Annotated in this window: 28 protein-coding genes; 1 reads left to right on the forward strand and 27 read right to left on the reverse strand. The window is 66.3% G+C overall.

Features of this window, described 5'->3' with window-relative positions:
* Positions 1 to 9: 9 nt before the first annotated feature.
* From rpmJ to rpsJ, 26 genes are all read right to left on the reverse strand, one after another.
* The gene (gene rpmJ / locus ACIRD8_RS07925; protein ID WP_003956441.1) at positions 10 to 123 is read right to left on the reverse strand and encodes a 50S ribosomal protein L36; all 114 of its coding nucleotides are present in this window, start codon (positions 121 to 123) and stop codon (positions 10 to 12) included.
* Between the two features lie 60 nt (positions 124 to 183).
* Entirely contained in the window at positions 184 to 405 is a 222-nt protein-coding gene (infA, locus tag ACIRD8_RS07930; RefSeq protein WP_003956442.1) for a translation initiation factor IF-1, read from the reverse strand.
* A 178-nt stretch (positions 406 to 583) separates the two neighbouring features.
* A complete protein-coding gene (map, locus tag ACIRD8_RS07935) occupies positions 584 to 1,420 on the reverse strand; it encodes a type I methionyl aminopeptidase (RefSeq protein ID WP_403987803.1) in 837 nt (278 codons plus the stop codon).
* A 125-nt stretch (positions 1,421 to 1,545) separates the two neighbouring features.
* Positions 1,546 to 2,202 carry an adenylate kinase gene (locus ACIRD8_RS07940; protein ID WP_403987805.1) on the reverse strand — a complete coding sequence of 219 codons (657 nt, stop codon included), beginning with the start codon at positions 2,200 to 2,202 and terminating at the stop codon, positions 1,546 to 1,548.
* Positions 2,202 to 3,521 carry a preprotein translocase subunit SecY gene (secY, locus tag ACIRD8_RS07945; RefSeq protein ID WP_403987808.1) on the reverse strand — a complete coding sequence of 440 codons (1,320 nt, stop codon included), beginning with the start codon at positions 3,519 to 3,521 and terminating at the stop codon, positions 2,202 to 2,204. The genes ACIRD8_RS07940 and secY overlap by 1 nt, the downstream gene beginning before the upstream one ends.
* 220 nt (positions 3,522 to 3,741) lie before the next feature.
* On the reverse strand, positions 3,742 to 4,197 hold the full coding sequence (gene rplO / locus ACIRD8_RS07950) for a 50S ribosomal protein L15 (protein WP_014047794.1): 456 nt from the start codon (positions 4,195 to 4,197) through the stop codon (positions 3,742 to 3,744).
* 1 nt (position 4,198) lies between these two features.
* Positions 4,199 to 4,381 carry a 50S ribosomal protein L30 gene (rpmD, locus tag ACIRD8_RS07955; protein ID WP_041985698.1) on the reverse strand — a complete coding sequence of 61 codons (183 nt, stop codon included), beginning with the start codon at positions 4,379 to 4,381 and terminating at the stop codon, positions 4,199 to 4,201.
* Complete coding sequence (gene rpsE / locus ACIRD8_RS07960; protein WP_014047793.1) at positions 4,381 to 4,983, reverse strand: 30S ribosomal protein S5; 603 nt, start codon at positions 4,981 to 4,983, stop codon at positions 4,381 to 4,383. Before rpsE ends, rpmD begins: the two co-directional genes overlap by 1 nt.
* Before the next feature lie 47 nt (positions 4,984 to 5,030).
* Positions 5,031 to 5,414 carry a 50S ribosomal protein L18 gene (gene rplR / locus ACIRD8_RS07965; protein ID WP_033297607.1) on the reverse strand — a complete coding sequence of 128 codons (384 nt, stop codon included), beginning with the start codon at positions 5,412 to 5,414 and terminating at the stop codon, positions 5,031 to 5,033.
* Positions 5,415 to 5,416: 2 nt separating this feature from the next.
* Positions 5,417 to 5,956 carry a 50S ribosomal protein L6 gene (gene rplF, locus ACIRD8_RS07970; protein ID WP_275493830.1) on the reverse strand — a complete coding sequence of 180 codons (540 nt, stop codon included), beginning with the start codon at positions 5,954 to 5,956 and terminating at the stop codon, positions 5,417 to 5,419.
* Between the two features lie 21 nt (positions 5,957 to 5,977).
* The gene (gene rpsH / locus ACIRD8_RS07975) at positions 5,978 to 6,376 is read right to left on the reverse strand and encodes a 30S ribosomal protein S8 (protein ID WP_014154584.1); all 399 of its coding nucleotides are present in this window, start codon (positions 6,374 to 6,376) and stop codon (positions 5,978 to 5,980) included.
* A gap of 221 nt (positions 6,377 to 6,597) precedes the next feature.
* Positions 6,598 to 6,783, reverse strand: coding sequence for a type Z 30S ribosomal protein S14 (locus tag ACIRD8_RS07980; RefSeq protein WP_003948630.1), 186 nt, complete (start codon positions 6,781 to 6,783; stop codon positions 6,598 to 6,600).
* A gap of 2 nt (positions 6,784 to 6,785) precedes the next feature.
* Entirely contained in the window at positions 6,786 to 7,343 is a 558-nt protein-coding gene (gene rplE, locus ACIRD8_RS07985; protein WP_014047789.1) for a 50S ribosomal protein L5, read from the reverse strand.
* Positions 7,343 to 7,666 (reverse strand): 50S ribosomal protein L24, encoded by a 324-nt coding sequence (gene rplX, locus ACIRD8_RS07990; protein WP_014047788.1) that lies wholly within the window; start codon positions 7,664 to 7,666, stop codon positions 7,343 to 7,345. The genes rplE and rplX overlap by 1 nt, the downstream gene beginning before the upstream one ends.
* A gap of 2 nt (positions 7,667 to 7,668) precedes the next feature.
* Entirely contained in the window at positions 7,669 to 8,037 is a 369-nt protein-coding gene (rplN, locus tag ACIRD8_RS07995; protein ID WP_003974257.1) for a 50S ribosomal protein L14, read from the reverse strand.
* A gap of 100 nt (positions 8,038 to 8,137) precedes the next feature.
* Positions 8,138 to 8,422, reverse strand: coding sequence for a 30S ribosomal protein S17 (gene rpsQ / locus ACIRD8_RS08000; RefSeq protein WP_069171155.1), 285 nt, complete (start codon positions 8,420 to 8,422; stop codon positions 8,138 to 8,140).
* Positions 8,422 to 8,646, reverse strand: a complete 225-nt coding sequence (gene rpmC / locus ACIRD8_RS08005) for a 50S ribosomal protein L29 (protein WP_014047786.1) — start codon at positions 8,644 to 8,646, stop codon at positions 8,422 to 8,424. Before rpmC ends, rpsQ begins: the two co-directional genes overlap by 1 nt.
* Positions 8,646 to 9,065 (reverse strand): 50S ribosomal protein L16, encoded by a 420-nt coding sequence (rplP, locus tag ACIRD8_RS08010; protein ID WP_014154587.1) that lies wholly within the window; start codon positions 9,063 to 9,065, stop codon positions 8,646 to 8,648. Before rplP ends, rpmC begins: the two co-directional genes overlap by 1 nt.
* Positions 9,066 to 9,070: 5 nt before the next feature.
* Positions 9,071 to 9,907 (reverse strand): 30S ribosomal protein S3, encoded by an 837-nt coding sequence (gene rpsC / locus ACIRD8_RS08015; RefSeq protein ID WP_014047784.1) that lies wholly within the window; start codon positions 9,905 to 9,907, stop codon positions 9,071 to 9,073.
* A complete protein-coding gene (gene rplV / locus ACIRD8_RS08020; RefSeq protein WP_056552397.1) occupies positions 9,907 to 10,254 on the reverse strand; it encodes a 50S ribosomal protein L22 in 348 nt (115 codons plus the stop codon). The genes rpsC and rplV overlap by 1 nt, the downstream gene beginning before the upstream one ends.
* A gap of 43 nt (positions 10,255 to 10,297) precedes the next feature.
* Positions 10,298 to 10,579 (reverse strand): 30S ribosomal protein S19, encoded by a 282-nt coding sequence (gene rpsS, locus ACIRD8_RS08025; RefSeq protein WP_003966956.1) that lies wholly within the window; start codon positions 10,577 to 10,579, stop codon positions 10,298 to 10,300.
* Between the two features lie 12 nt (positions 10,580 to 10,591).
* The gene (gene rplB, locus ACIRD8_RS08030; RefSeq protein ID WP_099173848.1) at positions 10,592 to 11,428 is read right to left on the reverse strand and encodes a 50S ribosomal protein L2; all 837 of its coding nucleotides are present in this window, start codon (positions 11,426 to 11,428) and stop codon (positions 10,592 to 10,594) included.
* 50 nt (positions 11,429 to 11,478) lie between these two features.
* Complete coding sequence (rplW, locus tag ACIRD8_RS08035; protein ID WP_014154589.1) at positions 11,479 to 11,802, reverse strand: 50S ribosomal protein L23; 324 nt, start codon at positions 11,800 to 11,802, stop codon at positions 11,479 to 11,481.
* Entirely contained in the window at positions 11,802 to 12,452 is a 651-nt protein-coding gene (gene rplD, locus ACIRD8_RS08040) for a 50S ribosomal protein L4 (protein ID WP_033297600.1), read from the reverse strand. Before rplD ends, rplW begins: the two co-directional genes overlap by 1 nt.
* Positions 12,453 to 12,456: 4 nt before the next feature.
* On the reverse strand, positions 12,457 to 13,101 hold the full coding sequence (gene rplC / locus ACIRD8_RS08045; protein ID WP_014154591.1) for a 50S ribosomal protein L3: 645 nt from the start codon (positions 13,099 to 13,101) through the stop codon (positions 12,457 to 12,459).
* A 14-nt stretch (positions 13,102 to 13,115) separates the two neighbouring features.
* A complete protein-coding gene (gene rpsJ, locus ACIRD8_RS08050) occupies positions 13,116 to 13,424 on the reverse strand; it encodes a 30S ribosomal protein S10 (RefSeq protein ID WP_003948644.1) in 309 nt (102 codons plus the stop codon).
* Between the two features lie 455 nt (positions 13,425 to 13,879).
* Between rpsJ and ACIRD8_RS08055 the strand changes: the two genes are divergently transcribed.
* The gene (locus ACIRD8_RS08055; RefSeq protein ID WP_403987813.1) at positions 13,880 to 14,341 is read left to right on the forward strand and encodes a GNAT family N-acetyltransferase; all 462 of its coding nucleotides are present in this window, start codon (positions 13,880 to 13,882) and stop codon (positions 14,339 to 14,341) included.
* 12 nt (positions 14,342 to 14,353) lie between these two features.
* Here the strand turns inward: ACIRD8_RS08055 and ACIRD8_RS08060 are convergent, their stop codons facing one another.
* On the reverse strand, positions 14,354 to 15,481 hold the full coding sequence (locus tag ACIRD8_RS08060; RefSeq protein ID WP_403987816.1) for a hypothetical protein: 1,128 nt from the start codon (positions 15,479 to 15,481) through the stop codon (positions 14,354 to 14,356).
* Positions 15,482 to 15,707: the final 226 nt, after the last annotated feature.

Consider the following 15,707-nt stretch of genomic DNA (forward strand, 5'->3'; position numbering starts at 1 on the left):
GGTCGTGCGTCAGCCCTGGCGCTGCTTGTGGCGCAGGTTGTCGCAGATGACCATGACCCGGCCGTGACGGCGGATCACCTTGCACTTGTCGCAGATCTTCTTGACGCTCGGCTTGACCTTCATGGGATGTCAGGTTCTCCGGGTCAGTGCCCTCACCACGCCGAAGCGGGATGGCGGCAAGATCTACTTGTACCGGTAGACGATCCGGCCACGCGTCAGGTCGTACGGAGACAGCTCCACGACGACCCGGTCATCCGGGAGGATACGGATGTAGTGCATCCGCATCTTGCCGCTGATGTGCGCGAGGACTTTGTGACCGTTCTGGAGTTCCACCTTGAACATGGCGTTCGGGAGGGACTCGATCACGGTGCCCTCAATTTCGATGGCACCTTGCTTCTTGGCCACGCTTCGCCTTTCGAATCGGCTACCTTGATCGACTCCCGTCGCCGCATGTAGACACACGGATGCACGAGAGCCGACGAGTCAGTCTACGTCAGCGGACTCCAAAAGACGAATCCGTCAAGTTTGCCCACTTCCTCTGATCCTTAGACACAGATCAGCGGGGCAGAACTGGTGAGCGGGCTCAGCCGAGGGGATCCGGCGCCGCCTCGACGCCGTACCGCGCGAGCCTCTCGCGGCCGCAGTCCGGGGCGGTCAGGACCAGCGGGCCCTGCTCCGTGAGGGCGATCGAGTGCTCCCAGTGCGAGGACCAGGTGCCGTCGGTCGTGAGGACCGTCCACTCGTCGGCGAGGACCTTCGTCTGCGCCGTACCCAGCGAGACCATCGGCTCGATGGCCAGGCAGACACCGGGGACCAGCTTGATGCCCTTGCCGCGCTTGCGCGAGACGTAGTTCAGCAGGTGCGGGTCCATGTGCATCTCGGTGCCGATGCCGTGGCCGCCGTAGTCCTCGATGATCCCGTACTTACCGGTCGCCGGGCGGGGCTGGCGGCGGATGTAGGACTCGATGGCCTTCGAGATGTCGACGAGCCGGTTGTTCACCTTCATCGCGGCGATCCCGGCCCACATCGACTCCTCGGTCACCCGGGAGAGCTCGACGAGCTCCGGGGCGTGACCGGTGCCTACGAAGGCGGTGTACGCCGCGTCGCCGTGCCAGCCGTCGATGATCGCGCCGGCGTCGATCGAGATGATGTCGCCGTCCTTGAGGACCGTCTTCTCGTCCGGGATGCCGTGGACGACGACCTCGTTGACCGAGGTGCAGATCGTCGCGGGGAATCCGCCGTAGCCCAGGAAGTTCGACTTGGCTCCGTGGTCGGCGATCACCTTGCGGGCGACCTCGTCCAGGTCCTTCGTCGTGGCGCCGGGCACCGCCGCCTCGCGGGTGGCGGCGTGAATGGCAGCGACCACGAGGCCCGCCTCGCGCATCTTCGCGATCTGCTCGGGGGTCTTGATCTGCACCATCGCTGGGCGCCTTTCTGCGTACGGAGGTGGTCGTCGGAGCCGTACTCCACGATACGGCGCACAAACAGTCGGCCGCGACGCCCGAGGGCGCCGCGGCCGGCTGCAGTGGTGGGACGGGGGGAGGCTCAGCCCTTGTCGGACTTGAGGGCCTCCATGGCCCGCTCGGTCACCTCGGTGACCTTGCCAAGCGCGGAGATCGTGACGACCAGGCCCTGGGACCGGTAGTAGTCGATGATCGGCTCGGTCTGCGTGTGGTAGACCTCGAGACGGGTACGGACCGTCTCCTCGGTGTCGTCGTCCCGCTGGTACAGCTCGCCGCCGCAGGCGTCGCAGACGCCCTCGGTCTTCGGCGGGTTGTACGTCACGTGGAAGACGTGCGCGCTGTCGTTGCGGCAGATACGGCGGCCGGCGATGCGCTTGACCACCTCGTCCTCGGGGACCTCGAGGTCAAGAACCGCGTCGAGCTTGACGCCCTCGCCATGCAGCGTCTCGTCGAGCGCCGCGGCCTGCCCCACATTGCGGGGGAAGCCGTCCAGGAGGAAGCCGTTCTCGGCATCCGGCTGGGACATGCGGTCCTTGGCCATCGCGATGGTGACTTCGTCCGGCACCAGCTGTCCCGCGTCCATGTAGGCGCGGGCCTGCTTGCCAAGGTCGGTGCCCTGGCTGATGTTGGCGCGGAAGAGGTCGCCCGTGGAGATGTGCGGAATCGACAGATTCTTGGCAAGGAACGCAGCCTGCGTTCCCTTGCCGGCACCGGGCGGCCCGACGAGGACGATTCGCATCAGCGGAGGAACCCTTCGTAATTGCGCTGCTGGAGCTGACTCTCGATCTGCTTCACGGTCTCCAGACCCACACCCACGATGATCAGGATGCTTGTCCCGCCGAACGGGAAGTTCTGGTTAGCACCGCCGAAGCCTGCCAACGCCATCGTCGGCACCAGAGCGATCAGTCCCAGGTACAGCGAGCCCGGCCAAGTGATCCGGTTGAGCACGTAGCTCAGATACTCGGCAGTAGGTCGACCTGCCCGGATGCCCGGGATGAAGCCACCATACTTCTTCATGTTGTCGGCGACTTCCTCGGGGTTGAACGAGATCGCCACATAGAAGAATGCGAAGAACACGATCAACAGGAAGTACGTCGCGATGTAGTACGGGTGGTCGCCCTTGACGAAGTGGCCCTGAATCCAGGTCGCCCAGCCCGCGGTGGAGTTGGAGAACTGAACGATTAGAGCAGGAATGTAGAGCAGCGAAGAAGCGAAGATGACGGGAATCACACCCGCCTGGTTCACCTTCAGCGGGATGTAAGTGGACGTACCGCCGTAGGACCGGCGCCCGATCATCCGCTTCGCGTACTGCACGGGAACCCGGCGTTGGGCCTGCTCGACGAAGACGACGAGACCGACCATCACGAAGCCGATGAGGATGACGGTGATGAACTCGATCCAGCCGTCGGCCAGCTTGCCGCTCTGCTTGATGGCCCACAGGGCGCCGGGGAAGCTGGCGGCGATCGAGATGAACATCAGGATCGACATGCCGTTGCCGATACCGCGGTCGGTGATGAGCTCACCGAGCCACATGACGGCGGCGGTTCCGGCGGTCATGGTGATCACCATGACGATGGTCGTGAAGATCGACTGGTTCGGGACGACCTGGTCGGCCACGGAGCAACCGCTGAAGAGCGTGCCGCTGCGGGCGGTCGCCACCAGACCGGTGCCCTGGAGGATGGCCAGCGCGACGGTCAGATAACGCGTGTACTGCGTGATCTTGGCCGTGCCCGACTGCCCCTCCTTCTTGAGGGCTTCGAGCCGTGGGATGACGACGGTCAGCAGCTGAAGAATGATGCTGGCCGTGATGTACGGCATGATGCCGAGCGCGAAGATCGTGATCTGCAGCAGTGCACCACCGCTGAACATGTTCACCAGACCGAACAGGCTGTTGTTGCCCTGACTGGCCTGGTCAACACAGGTCTGGACGTTCTCGTAGCTCACCCCCGGTACGGGAATGTGCGCACCGAGACGGTAGAGCACGATGATGCCGAGCGTGAAGAGCAGCTTCTTGCGCAGGTCGGGCGTCTTGAACGCCCGGGCGAACGCGGTGAGCACGGTGCCTCCTGCGACCCCCGCGCAAAGCGTGAGGTGACGGTCTTGAGGATCGACGATTACGTAACAGTCAAAGGACCCCGGGCGTTTGCCCAGGACTTACCACAGCAACGCACGCCACCTTACCGGCGGACATGCCCCCCTAGGAACGACCAACCGGGGATGCCCCAAATGAGAGGCATCCCCGGTCGGGTGTTCAGGTCACTGTCCTGTCCGAGTTGTCTCAGACGAGTTCGGTGACGGTGCCGCCGGCAGCGGCGATCTTCTCCTTGGCGGAGCCGGAGACGGCGTCAACCGAAACCTGCAGCGCCACGGAGATCTCGCCCTGTCCGAGGACCTTGACGAGGTGGTTGTTGCGCACGGCGCCCTTGGCGACCAGGTCGGCCACCGTGACCTCTCCACCCTCGGGGTAGAGCGTCGCGAGCTTGTCCAGGTTCACGACCTGGTACTCCGTGCGGAACGGGTTCTTGAAGCCCTTGAGCTTCGGGAGACGCATGTGGAGGGGCATCTGGCCACCCTCGAAGCGCTCCGGAACCTGGTAACGAGCCTTCGTACCCTTGGTACCACGGCCTGCGGTCTTACCCTTGGACGCCTCACCACGACCCACACGGGTCTTGGCGGTCTTGGCGCCCGGGGCAGGCCGGAGGTTGTGGGCCTTCAGCGGGCTGTTCTCCGCCATGTCAGTCAACCTCCTCAACCGTCACGAGGTGGCGGACGGTGTTGGCCATTCCGCGGAACTCGGGGCGGTCCTCCTTGACAACCACGTCGTTCAGGCGCTTGAGCCCGAGCGAACGCAGGGTGTCGCGGTGGTTCTGCTTGCTGCCGATGTACGACTTCGTCTGCGTGATCTTGAGGCGAGCCATTACGCACCCGCTCCCGCACGCGCACGGAGCAGAGCCGCGGGGGCGACGTCCTCGAGGGGCAGACCGCGGCGGGCCGCGATCTCCTCGGGACGCTGCAGGCCCTGAAGGGCCGCCACGGTCGCGTGCACGATGTTGATCGGGTTCGACGAACCGAGCGACTTCGACAGGATGTCGTGAACGCCGGCGCACTCCAGAACGGCGCGCACCGGGCCACCCGCGATCACACCGGTACCGGGGGAAGCAGGCTTGAGCAGAACGACGCCCGCAGCCTTCTCGCCCTGGATCGGGTGAGGGATGGTGCCCTGGATACGCGGGACCTTGAAGAAGCTCTTCTTGGCTTCCTCGACGCCCTTGGCGATGGCCGCGGGAACTTCCTTGGCCTTGCCGTATCCGACACCGACGGTGCCGTCACCATCGCCCACCACGACCAGCGCGGTGAAGCTGAAGCGACGACCACCCTTCACTACCTTGGCGACGCGGTTGATCGCGACGACGCGCTCGACGTACGCGGTCTTCTCGGCGGCTGCGCCACCGTCACGGCCCTTCCGGTCCCGCCGCTCGCCGCCACCGGCACCGCTTCCGCGGCGCTGGGGTCCAGCCATTGGATTTACCTCTCTCTGTTACGTCCGCTGTGCGTTGGAACCGGGGCTTAGAACTTCAGCCCGGCTTCACGGGCGGCGTCAGCCAGAGCGGCAATCCGCCCGGCGTACTGGTTACCACCGCGGTCAAACACGACGGCCTCGACGCCTGCAGCCTTGGCACGCTCGGCGACCAGGGCGCCGACCTGCTTGGCCTGGGCGCTCTTGTCACCCTCCGCACCACGGATCGACGTGTCCAGGGTCGACGCCGACGCGAGCGTGTGGCCCGCGATGTCGTCGATGACCTGGGCGACGATGTGGCGGTTGGAACGCGTCACGACCAAGCGGGGACGCTCCGGCGAACCGGAGATGTGCTTGCGGACGCGGATGTGGCGCCGCTTGAGAGCGGCACGCTTGTACGCGTCGCCCTTGGCGATCTTCACACCGTATGCCATGGCTACTTACCAGCCTTTCCGACCTTGCGGCGGATGACCTCGCCCGCGTACTTGACGCCCTTGGCCTTGTACGGGTCGGGCTTCCGCAGCTTGCGGATGTTGGCGGCTACCTCGCCGACCTTCTGCTTGTCGATGCCCTCGACGCTGAGCTTCGTGGGCGACTCGACCTTGAAGGTGATGCCATCCGGAGCCTCGATGAGGATCGGGTGGCTGTAGCCCAGGGCGAACTCCAGGTTGGAGCCCTTTGCCTGGACGCGGTAACCGACACCGCTGATCTCGAGCGCCTTGCTGTATCCCTGGGTCACACCGGTGATCATGTTCGCCACCAGCGTGCGGGACAGGCCGTGAAGGGCCTTGTTCTGACGCTCGTCGTTCGGGCGGACGACGTTGAGCACGCCGTCCTCACCCTTGGTGACCTCGATCGGCGCTGCGACGGTGTGCGAGAGGGAACCCTTGGGGCCCTTCACCGCGACCGTGCGGCCATCGATGGTGACGTCCACACCGGCGGGAACCTGGATGGGGAGCTTGCCGATTCGCGACATGAGCTTTTCCTCCGTTCCCGACTACCAGACGTAGGCGAGGACTTCCCCACCTACGCCCTTCTTGCTGGCCTGCTGGCCGGTCAGGAGACCGTGGGACGTGGAGATGATCGCCACGCCCAGGCCGCCGAGAACCTTCGGCAGATTGGTGGACTTTGCGTATACACGCAGACCCGGCTTCGAAATGCGCTTGATGCCGGCAATCGAACGCTCGCGGTTCGGCCCGAACTTCAGCTCGAGAACGAGGCTCTTACCGACCTCGGCGTCCTCGACCTTCCAGCCGGTGATGAAGCCCTCCTGCTGGAGGATCTCCGCGATGTGCGACTTGATCTTGCTGTGCGGCATTGCGACATCGTCGTGATACGCCGAGTTCGCGTTACGCAGACGCGTGAGCATGTCTGCGATGGGATCAGTCATGGTCATGAGTTGGCCTTCGGCCTCTCTCGCCGGGGTTTCCTGTATGCGCCATCCCTCTCCCCACTCAGTGGCGGGACGGGTGCGGTGCGGGGACCTACGGCGTAGTAAGTCGGTCAGGGCGGCAGGCGCCCAACCCTTCAAGCCTACGGCATGAAGAGAGGGGCTCCTGCCGACCGGATACTTACCGAGAGCTTTCTGGTCCTACGACGCCCGAGGGCGAAGGAGGATTACCAGGAGCTCTTGGTCACGCCCGGCAGCTCGCCACGGTGAGCCATCTCACGAAGGCACACGCGGCAGAGGCCGAACTTGCGGTAGACGGAGTGGGGCCGGCCGCAGCGCTGGCAGCGGGTGTAACCGCGCACGCCGAACTTCGGCTTACGGGCGGCCTTAGCGATCAGAGCCTTCTTCGCCACGGTCAGTTCTCCTTGAACGGGAAGCCGAGGTGACGAAGCAGGGCACGACCCTCGTCGTCGTTGGTCGCCGTGGTGACCACGGTGATGTCCATGCCCCGGACCCGGTCGATCTTGTCCTGGTCGATCTCGTGGAACATGACCTGCTCCGTGAGACCGAAGGTGTAGTTGCCACGGCCGTCGAACTGCTTCGGCGACAGGCCGCGGAAGTCACGGATACGCGGAAGCGCGAGCGACAGCGTACGGTCCAGGAACTCCCACATGCGGTCACCGCGGAGGGTGACGTGGCAGCCGATCGGCTGCCCCTCGCGCAGCTTGAACTGCGCGATCGACTTGCGGGCCTTCGTGACGGCCGGCTTCTGGCCCGTGATCGTGGTGAGGTCCCTGACGGCACCGTCGATCAGCTTGGAGTCGCGGGCGGCGTCGCCCACACCCATGTTGACCACGATCTTGACCAGACCGGGGACCTGCATGACGTTCTCGTACGAGAACTCCTCACGCAGCTTGCCGGCGATTTCTTCGCGGTAGCGCGTCTTGAGACGCGGCGCAGTGGTGGTCGTCATCAGATGTCCTCACCGGTCCGCTTGGCAACGCGGATCTTCTTGCCCTCGTCGTCAAAGCGGTAGCCGACGCGGGTGACGACCTTGTTGCCGTCCTTCTCCACGACCAGCTGCACGTTGCTGACGTGAATCGGGGCCTCGGTGGTGACAATGCCACCCGTCTGCGAACCGCGAGCCGTCTGACCGGCCTTGGTGTGCTTCTTGACCCGGTTGACACCCTCGACGAGGACGCGGTCCTGAGCGGGGAAGGCGACGATGACCTTGCCCTGCTTGCCCTTGTCCTTACCGGTGATGACCTGAACCAGGTCGCCCTTCTTGATCTTCATGCTTACAGCACCTCCGGCGCGAGCGAGATGATCTTCATGAACTTCTTCTCGCGCAGCTCTCGGCCCACGGGGCCGAAGATACGGGTGCCGCGGGGGTCGCCGTCGTTCTTGAGAATGACAGCGGCGTTCTCGTCGAAGCGGATGTACGAGCCATCCGGACGACGACGCTCCTTGACGGTGCGAACGATGACGGCCTTGACGACGTCACCCTTCTTCACGTTGCCACCGGGGATCGCATCCTTGACGGTGGCGACGATGACGTCACCGATGCCCGCGTAGCGGCGACCCGAGCCACCGAGAACACGGATGGTGAGAATTTCCTTCGCACCCGTGTTGTCGGCGACGCGCAGTCGCGACTCCTGCTGGATCACGTCTATCTCCTGATCGTCTGCCGGTTCCCGGCGGGGACTCCGGTGAAGGAGTCCCCGCCGAGCCTGGCGGAACTTACCTGCGGGGAATGCCCCTCAGGAATTACTTGGCCTTCTCGAGGATCTCGACGATGCGCCAGCGCTTCGTGGCGGACAGCGGACGCGTCTCCATGATGACAACGCGGTCGCCGACGCCTGCAGCGTTCTGCTCGTCGTGGGCCTTGAGCTTGTTCGTACGGCGGATGACCTTGCCGTACAGCGCGTGCTTGACGCGGTCCTCGACAGCGACGACGACGGTCTTGTCCATCTTGTCGCTGACGACCAGACCCTCACGGGTCTTACGGAAACCGCGGTCGGTGTTGGTCTCAGTCACAGTCTTCTCGCTCATCAGACGCTCTCCACCGTCTCGATGCCCAGCTCGCGCTCGCGCATCAGGGTGTAGATCCGGGCGATGTCCTTACGGACGGACTTGAGCCGACCGTGGTTCTCGAGCTGGCCCGTCGCCGCCTGGAAGCGGAGGTTGAACAGCTCTTCCTTGGCCTCGCGGAGCTTGTTGAGAAGCTCCTCGTTGCCCAGCTCGCGCAGCTCGGACGCCTTGGTACCGGCCGACATCACGACTCACCTGCCTCGCGCCGAACGATCCGGCACTTCATCGGAAGCTTGTGAGCAGCGCGGGTGAGCGCCTCACGAGCAATCTTCTCGTTCGGGTAGGACAGCTCGAACATCACCCGACCGGGCTTGACGTTCGCGATCCACCACTCGGGAGAACCCTTACCGGAACCCATGCGGGTCTCGGCAGGCTTCTTCGTCAGGGGGCGGTCCGGGTAGATGTTGATCCAGACCTTGCCGCCACGCTTGATGTGGCGGGTCATCGCGATACGAGCTGCCTCGATCTGGCGGTTCGTCACGTACGCCGGGGACAGCGCCTGGATGCCGTACTCGCCGAACGCAACCTGCGTGCCACCCTTGGACATACCGCTGCGCTTCGGGTGGTGCTGCTTGCGGTGCTTGACCCTACGGGGGATCAGCATTTCGGTCAGGCCTCCGTTCCGGTGCTCTCAGCCGGAGCAGCGGCGGCGGGAGCGTCGGCCTTGGGGGCCTCCGCTGCCGGCGCGGACTGCTGCGGCTTGCGGCCGCGACCGCCACGCTCGCCACCACGGCCACCACGGCCGGCCGGGCGGTCAGCGCCGCCACGAGCCGGACGGTTGCCGGCGCGAGCCGCTGCGTTCTCGGCGCGGACCTCGGCGATGTTCTTGACGTCGCCCTTGTAGATCCAGACCTTCACACCGATGCGGCCGAAGGTCGTCTTGGCCTCGAAGAAGCCGTAGTCGACGTTCGCACGGAGCGTGTGCAGGGGCACGCGGCCCTCGCGGTAGAACTCCGAGCGGGACATCTCGGCGCCGCCGAGGCGGCCACCGCACTGGATCTTGATGCCCTTGGCGCCGGCCTTCATCGTGCTCTGCATGCTCTTACGCATGGCACGACGGAAGGAGACGCGGGAGGAGAGCTGCTCGGCGACGGCCTGGGCCACCAGCTGAGCGTCCACCTCGGGGTTCTTGACCTCGAGGATGTTCAGCTGGACCTGCTTGCCGGTCAGCTTCTCCAGCTCGCCACGGATGCGGTCGGCCTCGGCGCCACGGCGGCCGATGACGATGCCCGGGCGGGCGGTGTGGATGTCAACGCGGACGCGGTCGCGGGTGCGCTCGATCTCCACCTTGGAGATGCCGGCCCGCTCCATGCCCTTCGTCATCATGCGACGAATGGCGACGTCTTCCTTGACGTAGTCCTTGTACAGCTTGTCGGCGTACCAACGGGACTTGAAGTCCGTGGTAATGCCGAGCCGGAACCCGTGCGGGTTTACCTTCTGGCCCATTACCGGGTTCCTTCCTTGCTGCTGACGACCACGGTGATGTGGCTGGTCCGCTTACGGATCCGGTAGGCACGGCCCTGAGCACGCGGACGGAACCGCTTCAGGGTCGGGCCCTCGTCCACGAACGCCTCGCTGATGACCAGCGAAGAGGCGTCGGTGTGGTCGTAGTTGTGTGCAGCGTTGGCGATGGCGCTGTCAAGCACCTTGCCAACCGGCACGCTCGCGGCCTGCGGGGCGAAACGCAGGACCGCCTGAGCCTCCGTGGCATCCATGCCACGGATGAGGTCCACCACTCGGCGGGCCTTCATGGGCGTGACGCGGATGTACCGCGCCTGGGCCCTGGCTTCCATGGTTGTCCCTTCGGTGTAAGTCATAGTCGTTTCCACCCCGCGGTTAGCGGCGCTTCGACTTCCGGTCGTCCTTGACGTGGCCGCGGAAGGTGCGAGTCGGCGAGAACTCGCCGAGCTTGTGGCCGACCATCGACTCGGTGACGAACACCGGGACGTGGATCTTGCCGTTGTGCACCGCGATGGTGTGACCCAGCATGGCCGGGACGATCATCGAGCGACGGGACCAGGTCTTGATGACGTTCTTGGTGCCTGCCTCGTTCTGTACGTCCACCTTCTTGATGAGGTGGCCGTCGACGAAGGGCCCCTTCTTGAGACTGCGCGGCATCTAAACCCGCTCCTAGCGCTTCTTGTTCGTCTTGCGGCGGCGGACGATGTACTTGCTCGATGCCTTCTTCGGCGAGCGAGTACGACCCTCCTTCTGACCCCACGGCGAGACCGGGTGACGTCCACCGGAGGTCTTGCCTTCACCACCACCGTGCGGGTGGTCAACCGGGTTCATCGCGACACCGCGGACGGTCGGGCGAACGCCCTTCCAGCGCATGCGGCCGGCCTTGCCCCAGTTGATGTTCGACTGCTCGGCGTTGCCGACCTCGCCGATCGTGGCGCGGCAGCGGGCGTCGACCAGCCGGATCTCTCCGGAAGGCATACGAAGGTGGGCCATCGTGCCCTCCTTCGCCAGCAGCTGCACGGAGGCACCCGCGGAACGGGCGAACTTCGCGCCGCCGCCGGGCCGCAGCTCGATGGCGTGGATGGTCGTACCGACCGGGATGTTGCGCAGCGCCAGGTTGTTGCCCGGCTTGATGTCGGCGCCCGGACCGTTCTCGACGCGGTCACCCTGCGACAGACCACGGGGGGCGACGATGTAACGCTTCTCGCCGTCCGCGTAGTGCAGCAGCGCGATGCGCGCGGTGCGGTTCGGGTCGTACTCGATGTGCGCGACCTTGGCCGGCACGCCGTCCTTGTCGTGACGACGGAAGTCGATCACTCGGTAGGCGCGCTTGTGGCCACCGCCCTGGTGGCGAACGGTCACACGACCGGCGTTGTTACGGCCGCCCTTGCTGTGCAGGGGGCGGACCAGCGACTTCTCCGGCGTGGACCGCGTGATCTCGACAAAGTCGGCGACGCTGGAGCCACGACGGCCCGGGGTCGTCGGCTTGTACTTGCGGATACCCATGTTCTCTCAGTCCTCGGAAGAATTCCGGATCCTGGACGTCTCGACCCCCGTCAGGAGGTCGGGCCGCCGAAGATGTCGATACGGTCGCCCTCGGCGAGGGTCACGATGGCGCGCTTCGTGTCGGCGCGCTTGCCGAAACCGGTCTTGGTGCGCTTGCGCTTACCCTGCCGGTTGATCGTGTTGACCCCGGTGACCTTGACCGAGAAGACCGCTTCCACGGCCTGCTTGATCTGGGTCTTGTTGGAGCCGGGCGCGACGATGAACGTGTACTTGTTCTCGTCGAGCAGCGCGTAGCTCTTCTCGGAGACAACCGGCTTGACGAGAACGTCGCGCGGGTCCGAGTAGGTCTTGCTGGTAACGGTCGCCTCACTCATCAGGCGGCGCTCCCTTCGGTCTCAGCGGTCTGGGGGCCAGACACGAAGGACTCGAAAGCGGCCTGGGTGAAGACCACGTCGTCAGAGACGATCACGTCGTACGTGTTCAGCTGGCCCGGCTCCAGGATGTGCACCTGGGGCAGGTTGCGCGCGGACAGCCACGCGGCCTCGTCGGCGCGGTCGACGACCAGGAGCAGGTTGCTGCGCTCCGAGATCTTGCCGAGCAGCGTCTTGGCGGCCTTGGTGGAGATCCCACCCTCGACCACGCCGGTGACGACGTGGATGCGGGAGTGACGCGCCCGGTCCGAGAGGGCACCGCGCAGGGCGGCGGCCTTCATCTTCTTCGGGGTGCGCTGCGAGTAGTCACGCGGCTGCGGGCCGTGGACGACGCCACCGCCGGCGAACTGCGGCGCACGGGTCGAACCCTGGCGCGCGCGGCCGGTGCCCTTCTGGCGGTACGGCTTGCGCCCACCACCACGGACCTCGCCGCGGGTCTTGGTCTTGTGCGTGCCCTGACGGGCAGCTGCCAGCTGTGCGACGACGACCTGGTGGATCAGCGGAACGCTGGTCTTCGCGTCGAAGATCTCCGCGGGGAGCTCGACGGTACCGGCCTTGTCGCCTGCCGGCGAAAGGATGTCAATGGTGCTCATTACCTCAAGCCCCCTTGGCCGCGGTACGGACCAGGACGAGGCCGCCGTTCGGACCGGGGACCGCGCCCTTGATGAGCAGCAGACCCTTCTCCGCGTCAACCGCGTGGATGGTCAGGTTCTGGGTGGTGACGCGCTCGTTACCCATCCGACCGGCCATGCGCATGCCCTTGAAGACACGCCCAGGGGTGGCACAGCCACCGATCGAACCGGGGGAACGGTGCTTGCGCTGGACGCCGTGGCCGGCGCCGAGGCCCTTGAAGTTGTGACGCTTCATGACACCGGCGAAGCCCTTGCCCTTGCTCTTGCCCGTGACGTCAACCTTGACGCCGGACTCGAACACCTCGGCAGTGACCTCCTGGCCCAGCGTGTACTCGCTGGCGTCAGGGGTGCGGAGCTCCACCAGGTGGCGGCGCGGGGTCACGTCGGCCTTGGCGAAGTGGCCCTTGAGGGGCTTGTTCACCTTGCGCGGGTCGATCTCGCCGAAGGCGATCTGGACCGACTCGTAGCCGTCGCTGTCATTCGTACGAACCTGCGTCACGACGCACGGCCCGGCCTTGACGACGGTCACCGGGACGACCCGGTTGTTCTCGTCCCAGACCTGGGTCATGCCGAGCTTCTCGCCCAGGACGCCCTTGATGTTCTTGCTCATCTCGGCCCGTCCCCTCAGAGCTTGATCTCGATGTCGACGCCTGCCGGCAGGTCGAGGCGCATCAGCGAGTCAACCGTCTTCGGCGTGGGGTCGAGGATGTCGATGAGGCGCTTGTGCGTGCGCATCTCGAAGTGCTCGCGAGAGTCCTTGTACTTGTGCGGCGACTTGATGACGCAGTACACGTTCTTCTCAGTGGGCAGCGGCACCGGGCCCGCGACCGACGCACCAGTGCGCGTCACCGTCTCGACGATCTTCTTCGCCGAGGAGTCGATGACCTCGTGGTCGTAGGCCTTGAGCCGGATGCGGATCTTCTGTCCCGCCATGGCTACTAGTAGTCCTGTCTCTCATAACGCTCTGGAACCCGGGAGTTCTCATAACCTCCGCCTCCGACCCACGCGGTCGGGCGTGTCGCATCCCCTCTACGAAGATCTCCCGAAGGATTTCCCAACCAAGGGGGTGCGGGCCGAAACCGCGCTGCCGGGGGCGAAACCCCACCGGGTGCCTGGTCAGTGCCCCACTGACACTTCCCGGAAGATTCCCGTACGTCCGACCCTGGGGGTCGACGAGTACTGTGGGACTCGCTTCCGGTCCTCCCGGCGGGAGGCGCGCAGCATTGACACTCAACCGAGCAACCTGGCTAGTGTGCCACACGGCTCGGCGGCCTGGCCAATCGGGCCGGGGATCTTACCCCCTGTGAGGGACCGGTCAAACGCGGGCACGTTTCGGGGCCTCTCGCACCCGCCTCCGCGAGGCCGCGGAGGCCTGACAGAATCCGGCCATGTCGACGAGCACCGTACGGGCCTGGAGCCTGCGTCCCGCCCTGTCCGAGGACCTCGAGGTCATGACCGAGCTCCGGGCCGTCGTCATGCGCCCCGACCTGGAGCGTCTGGGCCGGTACGACGAGCACCGCGTCCGGCAGCGTCTGCGGGACGCCTACGCCCCCGAGCACACCTGGGTCGTGGAGACGTCGGACGGAGTCTTCGCCGGGTGTGTCGCCCTGCGTCCCGCCGAGGACGGCTGGTGGCTGGAGCACTTCTACCTCGCCCCCGAGCTCCAGGGCGGAGGCATCGGCTCCGCCGTCCTGGCGGAGCTCCTGGCCCGTACGGACGCCGAGGGCGTGCCGGTGCGCCTCGACGTGCTCCGGGGCAGCGCGGCCCGCCGGCTGTACGAGCGCCACGGGTTCGTCCTGGAGCGCGAGGACGCGGTGGACGTGTACATGGTGCGGCGCGCCGGGGGCTGAGCCGCGCGCTCCCTAACTGCGCTCCAGCGTCCCGCAGGGTCCGTCCGGCTGCCACGCGCCGCGGTCGTACGGGTCCACCTCGTCCCCACGAGGGCCCGGGGCCGGGGTGTCGCTGGGGAAGGACGGATGCAGGAAGCCGTCGTTCACCTCGCAGGCGGTGTTGCCGAAGTTCTGCTCCGACGTGAGGATCGAGAGCTTGCCGCGCGTCGCCTCGAACTTCTCCGGGTCGTGCAGCACCGTCGTCAGCCGCCGCCGCGCGATCGTGCGCGCCACCTCGTCCCCTCCGGGCCTCACCAGCGGGTAGACGAAGGTGTAGTCGGCGTGCACCTCCACGGAGCCGGCGTCGCCCGCTTCGAAGGTCATCTCCCCGCGGGTCTTGACCACCTCCCCCACGAGCTGCGTCTCGGCCGGGTCGAACCGGCTGAACAGCATCAGCGGGTCCTGCTCCTCGGAGGGCTCCGCGAGTGACCGCTCCAGCCGCTCCGGCTCCCCCTTCTGCAGCGGGTCGAGCAGCTCCAGCGCCCTGTCGGGCTTCTCCCCCCGCAGGGTGGCCGGGTCGAGGTTGGCGGCGATGAGCAGCTGCCGGGTCGCCCGCAGGGCCTGCCCGACCTCGTCCTCGCTCATCCCTCCGACCGCCTCGGCCTCGGGCAGCTCGATGCCCGCCGCCCCGTCGGCCCAGCTCACCGCGGGCGAGCCCTGGAACGGCTGTGCCAGGGTCGGCCGGTCCTGGCCGGACCCGTCGTCGCCCCCTCCGGGGAGGTGGCCGGTCACCAGGCTCGGCCGCATGGCGACGACACAGGCGCCCAGGACCACGAGGAACCCCAGGACGGCGGTGAACTTCCGCTTCCGGGAGCGGCCGTTCGCGTACCGCGGGTCCGGGCCGGTGCGCCAGCCCTCGGGCTGCCACGGCTGGGCCTGCTTCCTGCCCCAGGGCCGCCCCCTGCCTTGGGCCTGCGCGGCCTGCTCGTCCAGCGCGCGCAGGCGTGCGGTGACCATCCGGGCGCGGGCCGAGGGCTCCTTCGGCGCGCCTGCTCCACCCCTCTCGGCCTGCCGGACGAGTTCCGCCCACTGCTCGTCGGAGACGAGCCCTTCCGGTTCCGGGCGCTCGGACGACCCGCCCGGTGGCATGTCGGTGCTCACTGTTCTGTTCCACTCCCCCACACAGCTATGGCGTCACCCATCCAGTCCGCCCGGCCGGGCCCGGACAAGAGCGTGGAGCAAACCGTGACGATCATGTGACGGAGGCGTGCCGCCCCCACGGCGTACGGAACAGGCAACCCCGCCGCCCGGATCCTCGTCTATCCCCCCGCAGGAGCAGGCACACAGCCCTGACCTGCGCTGACCGACAGCACGCAGCTCTGGGCAC

It is taken from the genome of Streptomyces sp. NPDC102451 (assembly GCF_044765485.1).
Taxonomy (GTDB): domain Bacteria; phylum Actinomycetota; class Actinomycetes; order Streptomycetales; family Streptomycetaceae; genus Streptomyces.